This window comes from Pyrobaculum calidifontis JCM 11548, from assembly GCF_000015805.1.
Classification (GTDB): Archaea; Thermoproteota; Thermoprotei; order Thermoproteales; family Thermoproteaceae; genus Pyrobaculum; species Pyrobaculum calidifontis.
The window spans coordinates 469,245-485,398 of the sequence record NC_009073.1 but is presented as its reverse complement, the minus strand read 5'-3'; the positions used below and the strand labels follow the sequence as shown (position 1 = coordinate 485,398).

At 56.0% G+C, this 16,154-nt stretch carries 19 protein-coding genes and 1 tRNA gene; 8 read left to right on the top strand and 12 right to left on the bottom strand.

Going from position 1 to position 16,154, the window contains the following annotated elements; all coding sequences use genetic code 11:
- Positions 1-12: 12 nt before the first annotated feature.
- The 4 genes from PCAL_RS02745 (at position 13) to PCAL_RS02730 (ending at position 2,211) form a co-directional block, all read left to right on the top strand.
- Positions 13-393 carry a hypothetical protein gene (locus PCAL_RS02745; protein WP_011849193.1) on the top strand — a complete coding sequence of 127 codons (381 nt, stop codon included), beginning with the start codon at positions 13-15 and terminating at the stop codon, positions 391-393.
- A gap of 22 nt (positions 394-415) precedes the next feature.
- On the top strand, positions 416-1,315 hold the full coding sequence (locus PCAL_RS02740; RefSeq protein ID WP_011849192.1) for an ATP-grasp domain-containing protein: 900 nt from the start codon (positions 416-418) through the stop codon (positions 1,313-1,315).
- Positions 1,316-1,394: 79 nt separating this feature from the next.
- On the top strand, positions 1,395-1,919 hold the full coding sequence (locus PCAL_RS02735) for a hypothetical protein (protein ID WP_011849191.1): 525 nt from the start codon (positions 1,395-1,397) through the stop codon (positions 1,917-1,919).
- Entirely contained in the window at positions 1,912-2,211 is a 300-nt protein-coding gene (locus PCAL_RS02730) for a hypothetical protein (RefSeq protein WP_011849190.1), read from the top strand. The genes PCAL_RS02735 and PCAL_RS02730 overlap by 8 nt, the downstream gene beginning before the upstream one ends.
- Here the strand turns inward: PCAL_RS02730 and PCAL_RS02725 are convergent.
- From PCAL_RS02725 to PCAL_RS02715, 3 genes are all read right to left on the bottom strand, one after another.
- Positions 2,183-2,575 (bottom strand): RNA-binding domain-containing protein, encoded by a 393-nt coding sequence (locus PCAL_RS02725; RefSeq protein ID WP_011849189.1) that lies wholly within the window; start codon positions 2,573-2,575, stop codon positions 2,183-2,185. The two genes, PCAL_RS02730 and PCAL_RS02725, sit on opposite strands and share 29 nt — an antisense overlap.
- Before the next feature lie 106 nt (positions 2,576-2,681).
- Complete coding sequence (locus PCAL_RS02720) at positions 2,682-3,533, bottom strand: hypothetical protein (protein WP_011849188.1); 852 nt, start codon at positions 3,531-3,533, stop codon at positions 2,682-2,684.
- Positions 3,508-4,248 carry an FAD-dependent thymidylate synthase gene (locus PCAL_RS02715; protein ID WP_011849187.1) on the bottom strand — a complete coding sequence of 247 codons (741 nt, stop codon included), beginning with the start codon at positions 4,246-4,248 and terminating at the stop codon, positions 3,508-3,510. Before PCAL_RS02715 ends, PCAL_RS02720 begins: the two co-directional genes overlap by 26 nt.
- Positions 4,249-4,326: 78 nt before the next feature.
- Between PCAL_RS02715 and PCAL_RS02710 the strand changes: the two genes are divergently transcribed.
- Positions 4,327-5,820 carry a glycosyltransferase gene (locus PCAL_RS02710; RefSeq protein WP_011849186.1) on the top strand — a complete coding sequence of 498 codons (1,494 nt, stop codon included), beginning with the start codon at positions 4,327-4,329 and terminating at the stop codon, positions 5,818-5,820.
- Positions 5,821-5,828: 8 nt separating this feature from the next.
- On the opposite strand, the gene PCAL_RS02705 is transcribed toward PCAL_RS02710, so the two are convergent.
- From PCAL_RS02705 to PCAL_RS02680, 6 genes are all read right to left on the bottom strand, one after another.
- Positions 5,829-7,277, bottom strand: coding sequence for a lysine--tRNA ligase (locus PCAL_RS02705; protein WP_011849185.1), 1,449 nt, complete (start codon positions 7,275-7,277; stop codon positions 5,829-5,831).
- 27 nt (positions 7,278-7,304) lie between these two features.
- Positions 7,305-7,943, bottom strand: a complete 639-nt coding sequence (locus PCAL_RS02700) for a hypothetical protein (RefSeq protein ID WP_011849184.1) — start codon at positions 7,941-7,943, stop codon at positions 7,305-7,307.
- Positions 7,924-9,372: a UbiD family decarboxylase gene (locus PCAL_RS02695; RefSeq protein ID WP_011849183.1), complete on the bottom strand. Its 1,449-nt coding sequence runs from the start codon at positions 9,370-9,372 to the stop codon at positions 7,924-7,926. Before PCAL_RS02695 ends, PCAL_RS02700 begins: the two co-directional genes overlap by 20 nt.
- A 24-nt stretch (positions 9,373-9,396) precedes the next feature.
- The gene (locus PCAL_RS02690) at positions 9,397-10,296 is read right to left on the bottom strand and encodes a VIT1/CCC1 transporter family protein (RefSeq protein WP_011849182.1); all 900 of its coding nucleotides are present in this window, start codon (positions 10,294-10,296) and stop codon (positions 9,397-9,399) included.
- A gap of 23 nt (positions 10,297-10,319) precedes the next feature.
- Positions 10,320-10,718: a winged helix-turn-helix domain-containing protein gene (locus tag PCAL_RS02685; RefSeq protein ID WP_011849181.1), complete on the bottom strand. Its 399-nt coding sequence runs from the start codon at positions 10,716-10,718 to the stop codon at positions 10,320-10,322.
- Positions 10,719-11,229: 511 nt separating this feature from the next.
- On the bottom strand, positions 11,230-11,619 hold the full coding sequence (locus PCAL_RS02680) for a nucleotidyltransferase domain-containing protein (protein ID WP_011849180.1): 390 nt from the start codon (positions 11,617-11,619) through the stop codon (positions 11,230-11,232).
- A 75-nt stretch (positions 11,620-11,694) separates the two neighbouring features.
- Here PCAL_RS02680 and PCAL_RS02675 point away from each other — a divergent pair, with 75 nt between their 5' ends.
- Positions 11,695-12,987 carry an ATP-binding protein gene (locus PCAL_RS02675; protein ID WP_011849179.1) on the top strand — a complete coding sequence of 431 codons (1,293 nt, stop codon included), beginning with the start codon at positions 11,695-11,697 and terminating at the stop codon, positions 12,985-12,987.
- A gap of 29 nt (positions 12,988-13,016) precedes the next feature.
- A complete protein-coding gene (locus tag PCAL_RS02670; RefSeq protein ID WP_011849178.1) occupies positions 13,017-13,706 on the top strand; it encodes a hypothetical protein in 690 nt (229 codons plus the stop codon).
- A 155-nt stretch (positions 13,707-13,861) separates the two neighbouring features.
- On the opposite strand, the gene PCAL_RS02665 is transcribed toward PCAL_RS02670, so the two are convergent.
- Together PCAL_RS02665 and PCAL_RS02660 are read right to left on the bottom strand one after the other, a co-directional pair.
- Positions 13,862-14,401, bottom strand: coding sequence for a PaREP1 family protein (locus PCAL_RS02665; RefSeq protein WP_011849177.1), 540 nt, complete (start codon positions 14,399-14,401; stop codon positions 13,862-13,864).
- A gap of 160 nt (positions 14,402-14,561) precedes the next feature.
- Positions 14,562-14,674: transfer RNA gene (locus tag PCAL_RS02660), tRNA-Ile, on the bottom strand.
- Positions 14,675-15,382: 708 nt separating this feature from the next.
- On the opposite strand from PCAL_RS02660, the gene PCAL_RS02655 reads away from it, so the two are divergent.
- On the top strand, positions 15,383-15,754 hold the full coding sequence (locus PCAL_RS02655) for a paREP15, coiled-coil protein (RefSeq protein ID WP_011849176.1): 372 nt from the start codon (positions 15,383-15,385) through the stop codon (positions 15,752-15,754).
- 80 nt (positions 15,755-15,834) lie between these two features.
- Here PCAL_RS02655 and PCAL_RS11670 read toward each other — a convergent pair whose 3' ends face one another.
- The gene (locus PCAL_RS11670) at positions 15,835-15,966 is read right to left on the bottom strand and encodes a hypothetical protein (RefSeq protein WP_264317712.1); all 132 of its coding nucleotides are present in this window, start codon (positions 15,964-15,966) and stop codon (positions 15,835-15,837) included.
- Positions 15,967-16,154: the final 188 nt, after the last annotated feature.

The window sequence follows — 16,154 nt, the reverse complement described above, 5'->3', positions numbered from 1 at the left end:
GACGTCCGCCGCATGGCCAAGGTGGAGATAAAGGAGGTGCCAGAGCTGAGGGGGTTTAGCACTGTGAAAAAAGTCGCGAATAGAAACGCGCTTCTGGGAGACCTAAAGCCTAACACAATTCTCATATTCCACGGTAAAGAGGGCCACGAGATGGTGGTAGAAATCTTCACCCCAGACCCAAATGGCGACAAGACTCTTCCGCCGGCCACAGTGGCCTCGACAAAATTCACAGGCCCTGTGGAAAAGGTGGACAACGCATATGCCACACTCCTCTTCTGGGCCCTGGGGCAAGGCAAGTCGCTTGGCACGCCGACTAGAGAAGTGTATCACAAGGTCGACCTTAAACAAGACCCGCCAGAGGCCGAGGTAGAGGTTCAAGCCCCACTAGCATAAAAAGTCCATTTTCAAAAGCTCTGTGCGCATCGGCATTATTAGGCCGTACGAGGTGGAGTTTAACCCGGGCGACGTCTTGGACTTAGAGGAGGCGATTAGGAGGAGGGGTCACTCGGCGGTGAGAGTTTACGTGGACATGTTGGAGGTGAGGATGGGGCCAAGCGGCGTCGAGGTGAGACACGCTGTAGGCAGAGAGGCGCCGGCCCCCGTGGAGCTCGACGGGGCGTTGTTGCGCCACTTGGGCATTTTTAGAGACTTTGAGCAGTTCTTATACAGGGTGTGGGCTGTGAGGGCGCTGGAGGAGGCCGGCGTATACGTCATGAACCCCGTATTGCCGTGGGTAGTGGCTGGGGATAAAATGGCCGCCCTAATGACGTTGTCTAAGGCCGGCCTCCCCGTGCCCCCCACAGTGGTGACAGAGAACATGTTCATAGCGTATAGGGCAGCGGGCGAGTTTGGAAAGGCGGTAGTTAAACAGATGCGCGGGGCCATGGGCTACGGCGCCTTTCTTGTGGAAGACCCCGACGTGGCCTTCCACATATTCTCCATGTTGGTTAACATTAACAAGCCTATGTATGTGCAAAAGTTTTTGGAGAAGGGAGACGGCGACTATAGAGTGGTCGTCGTGGGCAAGAGGGCCATTGGCGCCGAGTATAGGCGGGCGGCTGGGTGGAAGAGCAACGTGGCTCAGGGCGCCAGGCCGGAGCCAGCGTATCTCACGCAGGAGCTGGAGGAGCTCGCCGTCAAGGCCGTGGAGGTCTTGGGCTTAGACTTCGGCGGAGTAGACATAGCGGAGACTAAGGACGGCTACTACATACTGGAGGTAAACCCAACAATGAGTTGGCAGGGCTTTAAAGCCGCCGTGGGTATAAACCCGGCGGAGCACATCGTAGACCTCCTCCTGGAGAAAATCAAGAGATGATCAGTCCGTCGCGAGGTCTTCACACCTCAACTGATTTGATACCCCTCATCACACGTCTACATACGCACAGAATTTAAACATGAAAGTTGTGAAGAGGGGGTTCGTGGAGTGGGACTTGGTAAGAGTGGGGCCAGAGGTGGAGGCGGCGCTTTGGGAAGTGGGGGTGAGGGCCGCCGTCTTGCGCGAGGAGGCCGAGACAGAGGTAATTGCCCCGTTTGTGCGAGGGGTCGACATAAGGTGGGCGGTGGCTAGCGGCCGGGAGAAGTTCAACAAGCTTGTGTATAGAGACGATGTTCAAGTCATCGAGGTGAACCCCCAGACGCCCATCACTAGAGACCAAGCCAGGGCCGCCCTTAGGTATGGGAAATACGTGGCGTTGCCTCTGAAGCCGTTGTTGAAGGACCTCCCGCTCCTCGCCCAGTGGCTAGACGTCTTAGAGCCAGAGGCCACCGTGGTGGCAACTGGCGTGGAAAACGCGTCCGATGTAAAATCGCCGCTCGACGTGGCGGCCCTATTAGTGGAAATAAGCGGGGACGAAAACTGGGCTCTCCCTATAAAAAACTCCCTTGGCATACTCACGGAGCTAGTCGCCTCCGATGTCTAAGCGCCGCTACCTCATAATAAGGGCGGCTGATCCCCCCTCCTGCTACGTGGAGTTGCTTGAATACTACCTAGTGGTTGGCTTTGCCGCGTTGATAGAGCCGCTTCAGTTAGTCGCAATCTACGACGACGTGCTTGTGGTAGGCGTCCCGAGAGACGCTTTGAGGCGCGTGAGGGCGCTGGTGGCGCTCCTAGAGGGGTGCCGCACCGTGAGAGTTGCCGGCACTTCTAAGAAGGCCAAGGCCGTCGCGGCCTCAATGCGCAGGGCTAAGAGGAGCGGCACATCTCCCCCTTAACCCTAATCTTCAATCTCACTACGTCGTCGTGGAATGCTTGTCTAACCACGCCAGCCGCCAGCGCTTGTTTATCTAGGCGGAGGTAGTAGAGGCCCTCATCTTCTCCCCGCGTCGCCGGGATAGAGCCGTTGAACCAGCCACAGAGCTTGTCGAGCAACGTGTCGCAGTTTTCTACAAACGACGTCACTAGGTAGATCGGGTTGCCGTGGTGGCCTTCGTAGATTTCCACGACGAAGGGTAGATCGCCGAAGGCCTTTTTCAGCAGGTCAATGACTTTGTCTAAGCTCTCGGTTGCGTGTACCACCACGCTGAGTTCAACATATCTGCATCTCACAGAGTATGCAAAGCCCGGCTTTAAAGCCATTAGGCCAGGGAAAGTTTTTAAACACGCCAACAAATATAAACGCCGCGACGGGCTGTCGAGAGCCGCGTCTGCGGCGCTGTGAGACGGCCTGACGGCGTCTGGGCCACTACCTCAACTTTCTAAATAGGTGACCCACATACGCGTAGTTGAGGGGCCCCCTGCCGCTGGCGCCAAAGTCGTATAAGAAGGCGGAGTCTACAGCTCTGGCCAAGTTATACATGGCGAAGACCCAGGGCAGATGCTCAGCCTTGGCCTGTATAAACACGTACCTCGGGCCCCCCTCCTCGCCGTACATCCACGTCTGTACATCGCCCAGGTTTATCTTAGACACCTTGCCCTCTGGCCTACAGCCAATGGCCACATACGCCCTGCCGCCGCCCACGGCGTATTCAAGCCTAAGCCTCCTCTTCGGCGCCTCAAGCCCCATTAGGGAGGCGTATATGTCCACCGCCGCCGATATGCGCTCTAAAGCCCTCAGAGGGGTGTAGAGGCAACCTCCCCACGAGTCTCTGAAACTGCCGCATATGGAGTACTGGCCCCCCGTGTATAATCTGTACTTGATCCCCACCTCTTGAAACTCCCCAGTCCTCTCCCCCGGCACGTCCACCTCCACGTCGGGTAGCGGCAGAGACCAGTGGAGAGAAATTGAGGCAGAGAGCCACCCATCTCCCACCACGTAGGTAGGCTTTTTATCCCCCAGCGCCTTTTTTACACCGTCGAATCCCACCACGTCGCAGGAGTCCACGACGGCGTCGTAGTTGCCCTCGGGCTTTTCCACAAATCTAACCGCGAGGACCTCCCTCAAGAACTCTAGGGTGAACAAAGGCTCAAAAGGCGGTATGTCCAAGAGGGGGTCCGCCGGGTTAGAGGTATATATGTCGACTTCTACGCCGCTTTCTCTCAAGAGATAGGCCAGGTAGGCGGACCCGGCCTCAAGCCCTCTGATAAGGACTCGCATAGAGCCACGGCTTCTCTGGCAGTGGGCCGTGTTTCTCCTCGGCGTCTCTTATGGCGTACTCCCGGCAGTCGGCCCCCTTGGGAACCTTAGTGCAGAAGTCGCGGTGTAGGTTGGGCAAGTCCTCCCACACCAGCTTAGCCAGGGTGGGCCAGAGGCGCCACGCGTGGGCGAAAATCTGCCAACACACGTGGCGTATCTCCGCCTGGGCCGTCGCGGCGCACCTCAGTGGGACGAAGTTTAGGAGGAGTTCCCTCGCGTTCATTTGCACTGCGAACAGCACAGCGGTGGCGTTGGGGAGGGCCATCCTCGCGTACTCCGGCTTGTACTGGCCCCTAAGCGCCAAGTAGTCCTCGTACGCCCTCTTCAGGACGTCTGCGGGGAAGCCCCTGGGCACGACGAATCTGACCTCCCGCTTTGTGTAATCAACGTAGCGCTGGGACTCAGACCAGTATGAGGCTAGGCGGTGGCGTATGAACTGGGTGTGGCAGGCGCGGGAGCACTCCACGAGGAACTGTGCCCCCATGAACTCGAAGACCGACCAGTGGCCCTGCCTGTAGAACGCAGATATCCTCCTCTCGACTACGTCGGCAGACTGCGCCTTGAGCGCCTCCTCTGGTTCCACTCCGCGGTACAACATGTCGGTGAACGCAGACACGAGGGCCTCAGAGCCCCAAGCCCCAATAAGGCGAACGCGCGGAGACTCCAAAATGAACATGGAAAATGTTGGTGGGTTTAATAATATGCCTCTGTCGAGGTCAGCGTTTTACATATAAAATACCCATTACCACGGGGCGTGGCCAATATCACTTTTTTAAACATCACGATACCGCGCGACATCTTAAACGAGACTCTTCAGGTGATAAATAAGACTAGGGAGGGCCCCGTGGTAATATCCAACGCGCCTCTACTGCCAGAGTGGTTGCAAAACACGCTAATTCTCATATACCTAGCACTCCTCCTATTGTCGCTTCTGTTGATTTCGCACTACATTTACTACGCCAGGCACGCCGTCCGCGAGTCACACGCAGACCCCCCTCAAGCCTCTGGCGGCTTTCTTTCAATAATTGTACCAGTGAAGAACGAGGACGTGGATACCGTGACGGCGGCAGTTAAGAGGTTGGCCGCCCTCCCTTGCCCAGACGCCGAGGTGGTAATAGTGTCCGACGACCCGCCTGAGAAGTTTGAGAAGTTGAAAGAAGCCGTAGACGCCCTAGGGCTTACAAATGTGAGAATCTTGAGGAGGCCTAACCCCGTGGGGTATAAGGGGGTGGCGTTGAACTGGGCCGCGGAGAGGGCCAGAGGCGACGTGCTCCTCTTCCTAGACGTCGACAGCGTGCCTCCGCTTGACATGTGCGCCAGGGCGCGGGCCGTCGGCGACAGGGAAATACTCTTCCTCGGCTGGGACGGCTATGCGGCTGTCAATACGCCGATAGCCTCACTTCAGCTCTTTCTCTACAAGTATCTGCTCTACCACTTGGCAATATTGGGGAGATTCAACGCTGGGCACCCACTGCTCGCCCTGGGGTCGGGCATAGCTGTGAGAAAGAAGTTTTTTGAGGAGATAGGTGGCTTCTGCAACTGTACAGCAGACGACTATGACATATCTTTGAGGGCCTATGTACACGGCGGGCAAGTGCGCTATACGCCAGGGCCCCCCGTCTACGTAGAAGTCCCAGCTGGGTATAACGCATTTAAGAGGCAATACGCCAGGTGGACCTACAACTCGGCCTATGTATTTGCAAAATATGCATCTGCGCTTTTCAGTCTGAAAATGCCCAAGTCTCACAAGTTGAGTCTTTTTCTAAACGTAGCCACACACCCCCTAATGGTGGCGACAACTTTTGCAATTATGGCGGCGGGCCTCGCAATGGGGTACGCAGGCATTTTATTGCCCCCAATCTACGTCCTAATGGCCCAAGCGGCGTTGTTTGCACTGGCGCTTGCGCAAGTGTACTACGTCTACAAAATCGCCAAACGCGATGGATACAGCTTCTGGACAGTTGTCAAAAGAATGGCACAATCGGCCTCGTTGTTGTTAATCTTAAGCCCCTATCTGACGTTCTACGTACTCCTTGGCTTATTTAAGAGGAGGATTAGGTGGTATGTGACGCCAAAGGGACTCAGCGCGTTAGCAAAGGGGGCGTTGGGCTTGTACGAGGCGCTGATGGCGGCTCTTCTATCAATGCTGGTGGCAATAGGCGTGTACCTAGGAAACTGGGTCCTGGCGTCGAACTCGGCGTTTGTCCTAGTCGTGTTAGCCTACGTCCTATTGAAAATAGCTAAGTAGGGAGGGGGCTACTTTCTTTTCACAATGGGATACGGGATCACGTCCTTTATAGACTCGGCGTTGGTGATAATCATGGCGAGCCTATCCACTCCTATGCCGACGCCGCCCGTGGGAGGCATGCCGAAGGAGAGCTCTTCGACGAAGTCCCAGTCCAGCGGGTGCGCCTCATCCTTGGGAAACAGCTCCTCTTCGCGGACGAAGTACTCGTACTGCTTCACAGGGTCGTTTAACTCTGTGTACGCGTTGGCGATTTCGAGGCCGCCTACGAACGCCTCAAACCTCTCCACAAGGCCCTTCTTCTCCCTATGCGGCTTGCACAGAGGCGTAGACTCCTCTGGGTAGTCTAAGACGAAGGTGGGCTCCACGAGCTTCTTCTCCACCAGCTTCTCAAAGAGCTTGACGAGGGCTACGCCGCGGTTGTAGACCTTGAGAGGTACCTGCATCTCTCTAAGCCTCTGCTTAATCTCGTCGTCGGTCAACTTCTCGGGGTCTTCGCCTCCGAACTCCCTAAGCGCATCGTGGAGAGTTATGCGCCGCCACGGCGGGCTGAAGTTTATGCTCCACTCCCTATACTTAACCACCGGCGTGCCTAAGACCGCGACGATGGCCTCGTACACCACCTCCTCCGTCAGCTTCATGATCTCTCTGTAGTCGGCGTATGCCTGATAGGCCTCAAGCGACCAGAACTCGGGGTTGTGCAACGCGTCTATGTCCTCGTTGCGGAACTGAGGCCCTATCTCGAAGACCTTGGGGAAGCCGGCGATTATGTAGCGCTTGAGGTAGAGCTCGGGGGAGATGCGGAGGTACCACTCCTCGTCGATGGCCCAGACCTTCGTGGTAAAGGGCCTGGCGGCGGCGCCGCCGTAGATGGGCTGTAGGACAGGCGTGGGAATTTCCACAAACCCCCTACGCCACATGGCCTCTCTAAACGCTTGTATAAGCCTAGCCCTAGCCGCAATACGCCACCTAAGCTGCAAGTCGAGGACCATGGCCACAGACCTGTACCGCATGTAGAAGGGCGAGTCCCTATCTACCTTCCCCCACTCGGGGAGGGGCTGAACAGCCTTGGCCAATAGAGTAATAGAGGTCGCCCTCACGGCGTAGTCCCCCCTCTGCGTCTTAACCAAAGGCCCCTCCACGCCCACGTAGTCGCCCCGCCAGATGTGCTCCAACAGGGGAAGCTTTGGATCAGCCATGGCTTGAAACCGCGCCCCATCCTCGTACAAGTCTAAAAACACCACGTTTGGGTGCCTCCTAACATCCGTCACCCTCCCCGCCACTCTTATCACGGCGCCTAGCCAGGGGTCCAACAGCGCCTGCCGCCTAAGCTCGTTTAAGGCCTTTATGCTGTGGGTGGGGGAAAAGCTGTGCGGATATGGCTCAACGCCGGCCTTACGCAAGGAGTCCAAAATGCGGCGCCACTCCTCAACCTTTTCGCCGCTTTGCCTTTCGGACACGGCACCTGCAAATCCCCAATTTAAATACTACGCGCCCTCTACTTTTACAATAGCCCACCTGTCAAAGGCTAGGTCTTCAAGACCGACAACGGGTAGCCCAAGCCTCAGCCTCATTTTAGCCGCCGCCTCTAGCGCGCGGCGAGATGGGACATCTACAAAGCGCACAAGCGCGTTGCCCCTAACCTCCACAAGCCTCGACAAGGCGACGGCAACTCCGCCCTCCACCACCCCGTCTTGGAGAACAACACGCCACTTAGACTTCCCCACCTCCGCCAATTTGCGCACGGCAGAGCCCCGTGGATCGTCGCCGACGACCTCCACAGGCCTAAAGCGGGGGAGCCTATTAAGCGCCTCGACTACGTAGGCCACGTGGACAAGCTCAAGCGAGGAGGGGTCTGGAGAGGCGTATACATATAGGCGGGACGCCGCGTACTGCGCCGCGGCGTTTTCGGCGTATGCCACCACGTAGCGGCCCACTTCCCCATTTGCCACAACTACGCCGAAGGCCCACCGAGACGGCGACCGTCCCCCCCGCCTAAGGCTCCACAGAGTAAAGTCGTCGACGAGGAAGGCCTTGACCTTTAAGGCTATGTGGCCAGGCGGCACTCTCAACGCCGGCTCCTCCACCTTGGCGAGCTCCCCCCCTCTAAACTCGAGACGCCACACGGCCCAAGACCTCTGCCACCACGTCTCTAACCCGCTTAGCCACCTCGGGGTCTGGGGCCACTTCCTCGGGCCACGGCCTCCCCCCGTACTCCTCCGGCAGCTTCCTAGTGGCGTCTATGCCCAGCTTAGAGCCGTATCCAGGAATAGGCGAGCCCGTGTCGAGGACGTCCACGTGGGCCCCCGGCACCACCACCACATCCCTCTGCGGGTCGACTCTCTGCGCCAGGGCGAAGAGCACCTCGTTAAAGTCGTGGACATTGACGTCGTGGTCCACCACAATTATGATCTTAGTCAACGACATCATGTGACCAAGGCCCCACAGTGCGAACATCACCTTTTTGCCGTGGCCCGGGTACCTCTTGCGGATAGACACAACGGCCACCCCCTGGAATAGCCCATACTCGGGCAAGTTTAAGTCCACCACCTCTGGCAAGAGGAACTGGAGAATTGGGAGAAAAATCCGCTCCACGGCCTTGCCCATGTAGGCGTCCTCCAGCGGCGGCTTACCCACGACGGTGCCGTAGTATATGGGGTCCTCCCTCCGCAGAATAGCCCTCGCCTTAAACACGGGGTAGAGGCCGCCCGGGTCGTACACGCCGTAGTGGTCGCCGAAAGGCCCCTCCTTCCTCAAGTCGCCTACGTCTATACAGCCCTCCACCACGGCCTCGGCGCGGGCGGGGATGTAGAGGTCCGTGGCCACTCCCCTCGTCACCTCTACCCCCCCGCCTCTCAACACGCCGGCGAAGAGATACTCGTCAAGAGGGTATGGGGTGGGCATCATGCCGCTTAAAAGGAGGGCGGGGTCGCCCCCTATTACAATGGCGGCCTCTACACAGCCACTAGACTGGCCAAAAAGCTCAGCTGCCCTCTTGTGGACCATGGCGTGCACAATTGCCTCCGACTCGTTAACCACCTGGATCCTATAGACGCCGATGTTTGTGACCCCCTCCCTCCTAGTTACAAGAAGGCCATATGTTATATAGCGCCCGGCGTCCTTGGGCCAAGTCTTAAACGCTGGTATAGAGAGCAGATTGGGCCTCTCCTCCACAACCTCCTTCACAGGGCCGCCCCTCACCAGCCTTGGCGCGTATTTACCCAGCTCAAACAGATCAGCCGCGGCCTTGAACTTCTCCGTGAGAGTGAGGGGAGGCGGGGATGCGAGGGGCGCAAGAAGCCGCCTACCCACGTCCTCAAGCCTCTCGACGCCGAGCGCCAGCCTTATCCTCTCAAGAGAGCCAAAGAGGTTCCCCACAACTCTCCACCCCGGAAACCCTCTCACAGACTCAAACAACACCGCCGGCCCCCGGGCATACATGACCTGCCGCAACACCTCAGGAATCTCAAGCTCAGGCGAAAGCGGCTCTCTAACCCGCGCCAGCCAGCCCCTCTCCTCGAGCGCTGAGAGGAAGTCCCTTAGGTCAGAGAACACGGGTTAAATCACGATGTATAAAAATCAGATAGTCCTTATTCCAAACAACTCGCCGAGGTACGTCCCCGCGAAGTATGTCAACAGTGCAGTGCCCAAGAGAAGCCCCACGGTTTGCAAAAACTCAAACTTGAAGTCCCTATCGGCGTAGACCGAGGCTTGTAGCGTTAAGACAAACGTGAGGAAGATGCCCACGGCGATAGACGCGGCAAAGGCCACGTAGATGTCGTGTGTGAGGAAGTATGGCAGGGACATAAGGGCAACCGCCGCGATGTATCCCACACCCGTCACAAGGGCCGCCACAGTGGGCGACTTCCCCACCTCGTGCTTTGTCTGCAGAAATGAGGCAGAGGCCATGGAGATAGACGCGCCGATGCCCACAATTAGGCCAATAACGCCCGCCGTGATGGTGCTGTCAGTGGCGCCGAGAGTTCCAGCGTGGGCACCGGTGATTTCAATAATCGCGTCAGCCAGGCCCAAGACGAGCGCCCCCATATATTTGACAATAGTCTCGTCAAGCTGAGAAATAAGCGCCCTCTCGTGCTCCTCCTCATCCCTAATTATCTGCCTAAGCTCCTCCAAGTCTCTCCCAGAGAGGAGGGGCTCAACCGACCTATACCTCTCAATAGCCTTCTCCTCCCCCCGCTCCATAAACTTAGCCACAAAAGTTACGCCGAGTATAAGGCGGAGCAGCGCCATAAGCCACGCGTAGAGCCTCAGCAACCAGCCCCGGGGCTCGACGGGGGCCAGCCTGCTCCAGAACTGGAAATGCCTAAACTCCTGCTCCGCCAGACGCATAAGCACAGCCCTCCTCGCCGGATTCCGCTCAATCTTGGCCAAGGTGCTGTAGGTCAAATACTCCTTATACTCGTCCACCGCGGCCTCTCTAGCTACGAGAACTAAGTTCGAACTAGAACCTGATTCCATGACGAAGCAGATCTTATGTATATTTAAGTTTGTCCTCGCCCACGCCGAGCCTCATACAAATTCCTCGCAATGGAAAGAATAGAAGACGCCACCTCCCTCCGCTCCACCTCGAGGATCTTCAAAGCGTCCACCACGTCCATGTCGCTCTCAATGCCCAACTCCCTGAGCAACTGCCAAAAATCTCTAAAAAAGTCCCTAACCTTAAGCGTCTTAATATACGCGTCCAAAGAGTCCTTAAGCATGACAATCCTCTTCTTCCCCTTCGCCACCGAGAAGACGATGCCCTCCCGCTCCAAGACGTACAAATGCCACTGCGCCGAGCCGTAGGAGAGGCCAATGGCCTTAGCCACTTCGTACACAGAGGCACTACCCACAGACTTCAAATATTCAACAATACGCCGCCTTATCTCAGCAGACTCCACACACTATAAAACAGGCAAAAATATATCTTTAACACGACACAACGCCGCGAAGCGCCACAAGGCAAGGCGGCTACAGCATCTTAAGAAGCCAACGGAAAATCGCCGAGAGCGTAGAAAACATGCGCGCCTTTGACAAGCGGCCACAGTGGCCGACACTCGCTAGGAGGTCCATAAGCCCCGCGTAAGAGCCGCGAAGAAAGACGCTGGTAAAATCAAAACTCTCAGCGGCCCCTACCCCATGCCAGATCGATGCGACACACGGCGCCCGCTTGATGCACAACGACGGCGTGGCGCCAGACGCAGAGGCAAAGAGACCGCCTAAGCGCAGATGCACCACGCTAGTGCTCTGAGCCCAGCCGCCAATGCCTCGAAAACGGCACAATGCAGTCAAGGCCTGCCCCTCTAGCGGGGCACCAAGCCTGTCGCAGGTTATGGGTCCAGCAAGCCCTCGGCTTTTAACAAACTGCGAAGCTTGGAAACTATAGACAAGACGCGGAAATACCCCCTTGACTCAAATTAACCACTTTGTCGGGGTCGACCCAAGCTTCCTACGCGAAATCATAAAGTCGTTGCACACGCCCACGGCAAACACGAGCCGCTCTAAGCCAACCACGTCTCTGTACACAATAACCCCGTCCCTCAGCGCCTCGAGCAGTAAAAAACAGTTAACACTAGACACGTCGCCAACCACATACACGTCAGCCTCGAGACCAACCGCGTTCTCCACAGCCTCCATAACCCTCAGCGCCGCCTCGTCCTCATCCACACCCTCATCCACAAACACCAACACGTCAACATCCCTAGCCCTAGGACTACGCAGAATAGATCCAAAAACCACGGCCAGGCGGACCCCCAGCCGCCCCCACTCCACACGCCTCCACAGCCACGCCAAGAGTTCCACACCCAAATAAAAGCTCTTCCGCGCGGCAGTTCCCACAATCAAAAGTGCATCATAGAGCACCAAAAATTCATAAATTTGGTTCCCATTAGTACACACGTTAGACAGAGAGCTTGTGAAGAGGTACATAGTCGAATTCCACGAGAGAGGAGTCCCAGAGGTAAAAAGCCAAGGGAGTTAAGAATAGAGAAGGTGAAAAACAAGGCCACATGCATCGTAGGCCCCAGAAGAGCTGGAAAAACTTACTACTTATTCTCACTGATAAAAAAGGTAGAAGACTACCTCTATGTAGATTTTGAAAACCCAGTATTCTACAACGCCAGTCCCAAGGACATTATTACAATAGTTGACGCATATAAGGAGCTATACGACAGAGATCCAATAGTCCTCTTAGACGAAGTCCAAAATGTCCCGGACTGGGAGAGAATGGTCAGATACCTCTTAGACAAAGGCCTAGAGGTCTACGTCACGGGCTCCTCTTCAAAACTGCTGTCAAAAGAAATAGCCACACACCTCAGAGGGAGGTCGCTAACATACCGCCTACTCACCCTAAGCTTTAGAGAATTTCTAACCTTCAAAGGCATAGACTTCAGAGGGAGAAACTTCTACAAAAACTACAACAGAATTAGAGGCGCCGTAGAGGAATACCTACACTACGGCGGCTACCCAGAGGTAGTCCTAAGTCAGCTAAAAGAGAGAATTCTAAAAGAATACCTAGAACTAATAATAAAAAAAGACATACTAGAAAGATTCAGAATTAGAAATATTCCACTAATAAACGAGCTCATATACTACACATTAAACAATTACGCAGGACACACCTCATACGACTCGCTCTACAGGCTACTAGGACAGAGAACGGCCGCGACCAAGAGGACCATAATAAACTACCTCTCCCACCTAGAAGACGCCATGTACATCACACTCCTAAGAAGATACACGCCGTCGCTGAGGCAGAGAATAGCGGCCCCAAGAAAGATCTACCTAATAGACACGGGCTACGCGCTATTCGGCCAAAAAGACGTCGCAAGAGACATGGAAAACGCAGTACTCCTAGAGCTACTAAGACGCCACGAGCCCCCCGCAGAGATCTACTACTTCCACACCAAGGAGGGCTACGAAGTAGACTTCCTAGTAAAACAGGAGGGCCGAATAGCCCAGCTAATAAACGTGACCTACGCCAAGGCATACGACGAAGTAGACAGACGCGAAATACGGGCGCTACTACACGCCTACGAACAATTCAAACAAGACAACCCACAGCTCACCATCATAACCTGGGACTACGAAGACCAAAGAGAACACACGTGGTACAGGAAGAGGGGAGTAGTAACGTACGTCCCCCTCTGGAAGTGGCTACTAAACACCTAACGCTTATAAACAGCCACCTCACAAGCCACGTGGAGCCAGCCCTCAAACGCCAGCTACTTAAACTACTAGAAGAAGACGAAGAGTTCAGACTCGCTGTGGCAGGCCTACTCGGCCTCAGAGAAATACTCGAAGAACTAAGAAAACTAAGAGAAGACTTCAACACCCTCATAAAAGAACAGGCAAAAAGATGGGAAGAGAACGAGAGGAGGTGGCGCGAAAACGAGAAAAGGTGGGAAGAAAACGAGAAGCGGTGGGAGGAGAACGAGAGAAAGTGGCAGGAAAACTTCAGGCGCTGGGAGGAGGCGGACAAGAAGTTTAAATGGATAATGGCCGCGCTAGGCGAGATAAGGGACTCCCTCGGCGGAGCCTTTGAGTACTACACAGCCAACGTAGTCAAGGCCCTACTCGCCGAGAGGGGCATTATATGCGGCATAAGAGTCAACGTCACCCTCCCAGTAGACGGCTACAGAGAAGTAGACATCTTCTGCCCAGATCCCCTCGTCGTGGGAGAAGCCACAACCTCGCTGAAGACCGTGGAGGAGGCTGAGCGAGAAGTGGAAAAACTCCTATCCGCCGCAGAAGCCGCAGAAAAATTCACAGGCAAGAAGACCTACCTAAAAGTCCTAGCCGTAGAAAACGCCCCCACAGAAGTGGTACAACACCTACAAAAAAGAGCAAAAGAGCTAGAGATATACCTAATAGTCGGAAGAGAGTACTGACACACGAGGCCCCCACAGACCCGGCCTGCGGTCCCTACGCAGACGCGCGGCCGACGCGCCCCCTCCCCAAAGCTACGCCTAGCGAAACGCCAAGCCCAGCTTCGCCAAACAACGCGACACAAACGGCGCTGGCAAAACGCGACACCCCAGTCGCGCTACCTAGCCACCTCCTCTCTCAGATCCCCAAGGAGCTCTTCGCATCCAGCGCACTTATCCCTCAGCCTTTCCACATAGTCAACCACAGCCGACACAAGCTCCACAACCGCCCTCGCCGCCTCCTCCCTCGTCCTGTACTTGCTCAATGCCATGTCTGGATCTGGTCCGTGGTACTGATAGTCGTGGAGGTTTAAAGCGCGGTCAGTTATAAATGCAACATCCCGATACCCCAGCACTCTCAACATCTGCGAAAGCGGTATCATCTTCGTAGTGGGGACTCGGGGCACCGCCCTTTCCTCAAGCCAGCGCCGCTCTTCCTCCGTCTTGGCCAAGGCCTTCAGCCGCTCAAGCTCCAGCTTGAGAAGAGCCGCCAGCACAGTCCTCCACGCTTGAAAAGCCTTCCCAGCCGCGTTGCGAGTAAGACCACGCTCGAGGAAGTCGAGGGCGAGCTTGGCTTTGACAAGGGCCTCAAGAAGACGCGCAGAGGCGTAATCGGCGGACGTGGGCTTCGGGAGCGGCCTTTCAATCACCTGTTCCATGGCTCTTTGTTGAACCATGTTTTAAATAGCTTGTACGATGATCAAGCCCATTTAAGCTCAACAGCAGTCAAGCCTCTCACCGGCCAAGCCACCGCCGGCCTAAACGGCGGAAACCCAGCGGAAGATAAGAGAATTATTGCGCGCGTTGAGGCGAAGAGGCTGGTGGGCCCGCCGGGATTTGAATTCCCGGGGACACCCTCCCGGGACTTCCCGGTTATGAGCCCTACGCGGGGCACGGCCCCAGGGCGCTCTGCCGGGCTAAGCTACGGGCCCTAGTGTTAACGAATGCGGCGATTTAAAAGTTTACCGCCGACGTAATAGGCCGAAGTAAACAAGGCCCTGAGAGAGACGTAGGACCACGCTAGACCAGTCCGCCAGCGCCACAGACGCGCCTCAACTCTAACCACCACCGTGCGAGAGGGCACACAACTCCAGCGACCCTAGACAGCGGCCCCCGCCTAAGGCGACTGCGAGACCACAAGCGAGCATACCCAATGCACCACAGCCCTCTAAAGAATTTGCGCCAACGGCCAAAAGGGGGCCGGACAGTCGCGGAAAGAAATTACGAAAACAAGCGCGCCCCCTACAACCACCAACAAGGGACCTCACAAGCAGGAGGCTTGTCAGACGAGCAACCAACAGCCGCCACAAAGAGCTACACGGCCAACAGATTCACCCCCCGTAGTGCCATAAAGCCAACTCACCCACGCTAATTAGCACATTCACAGGCGACTTCTCTCAACGACGTAGCACCCCTCGCCCAACAACCTGAGAGACGTCAAGCTCTAGCACTCCGTTGTCCACACTCCTCCGCCCCCGTATTGCCCACCACCAGTAACCTCAGTCACTACACCACTTCGTACCTCGCTAAGACACCGCCGTTAGGCATAGCCAGCGCCTTGAAAACAGCCACATTAATCTCGGCGCCCATCCTAACGAACATAAAAAGCCACATATTTAAACACACAACATCTCTCATCTATGGACGCCGCCGCCTCTATCGCCATCGAGACCGCCGTGAAACACGTGATGGAGAAGATAAAGCGGGGCAAGAAGCTTACCACAGAGGACATCCTCATACTCTACCTAGGCTCAATATCAGAGGACGTGAGGGCAATGCGCGCCGAGGCAACCGAAAGAGAAAAAGCGCTAAGAGAGGAGATAGCGCAGTTAAGGAGAGAAATGTACGCCAGATTCGACGCCACAGACGCCAAGTTTGACGCCAAAATCGAGGAACTGCGTAAGGAAATGAACGCAAAGATCGACGCCCTCTACGCCGAGATAAACCGCAAATTCGACGAACTCTATCGACTCCTAATAACCGCCCTCACACAGAAAAGACAGGAGAGCTAAACCGCACGCCGCCCCCACAGGCCTAGAGAGGCCCCTCCCCAGTCCACGCCACACGCCCGGACGACCCCCAGGGCAACGGCTCATGTGCGCGACCTCTCGCCAATCTCACTCGCCACAAACCTTTCTTTGATACCGCATACTGCCCCCAGCACCCTCTTCCACGGACATCTCCACCCCCACCGCGAGCCGCCGTTCACGTTAACGACCACCACGCCCCCTAGCCGGCGTCAGCCCTCCACTACTACGCCGACGCGGTACATCACCACGATCCACCACACCCACAACGCCCGCCCACCCATGACATAGCCGCATTTACGGCCCATCTGCAGTACAGAAGCTGACTTCAAAGGCAGTACAAAATAATTGATAAAATTGACACAGCACGCTACAGCTGGAGCCC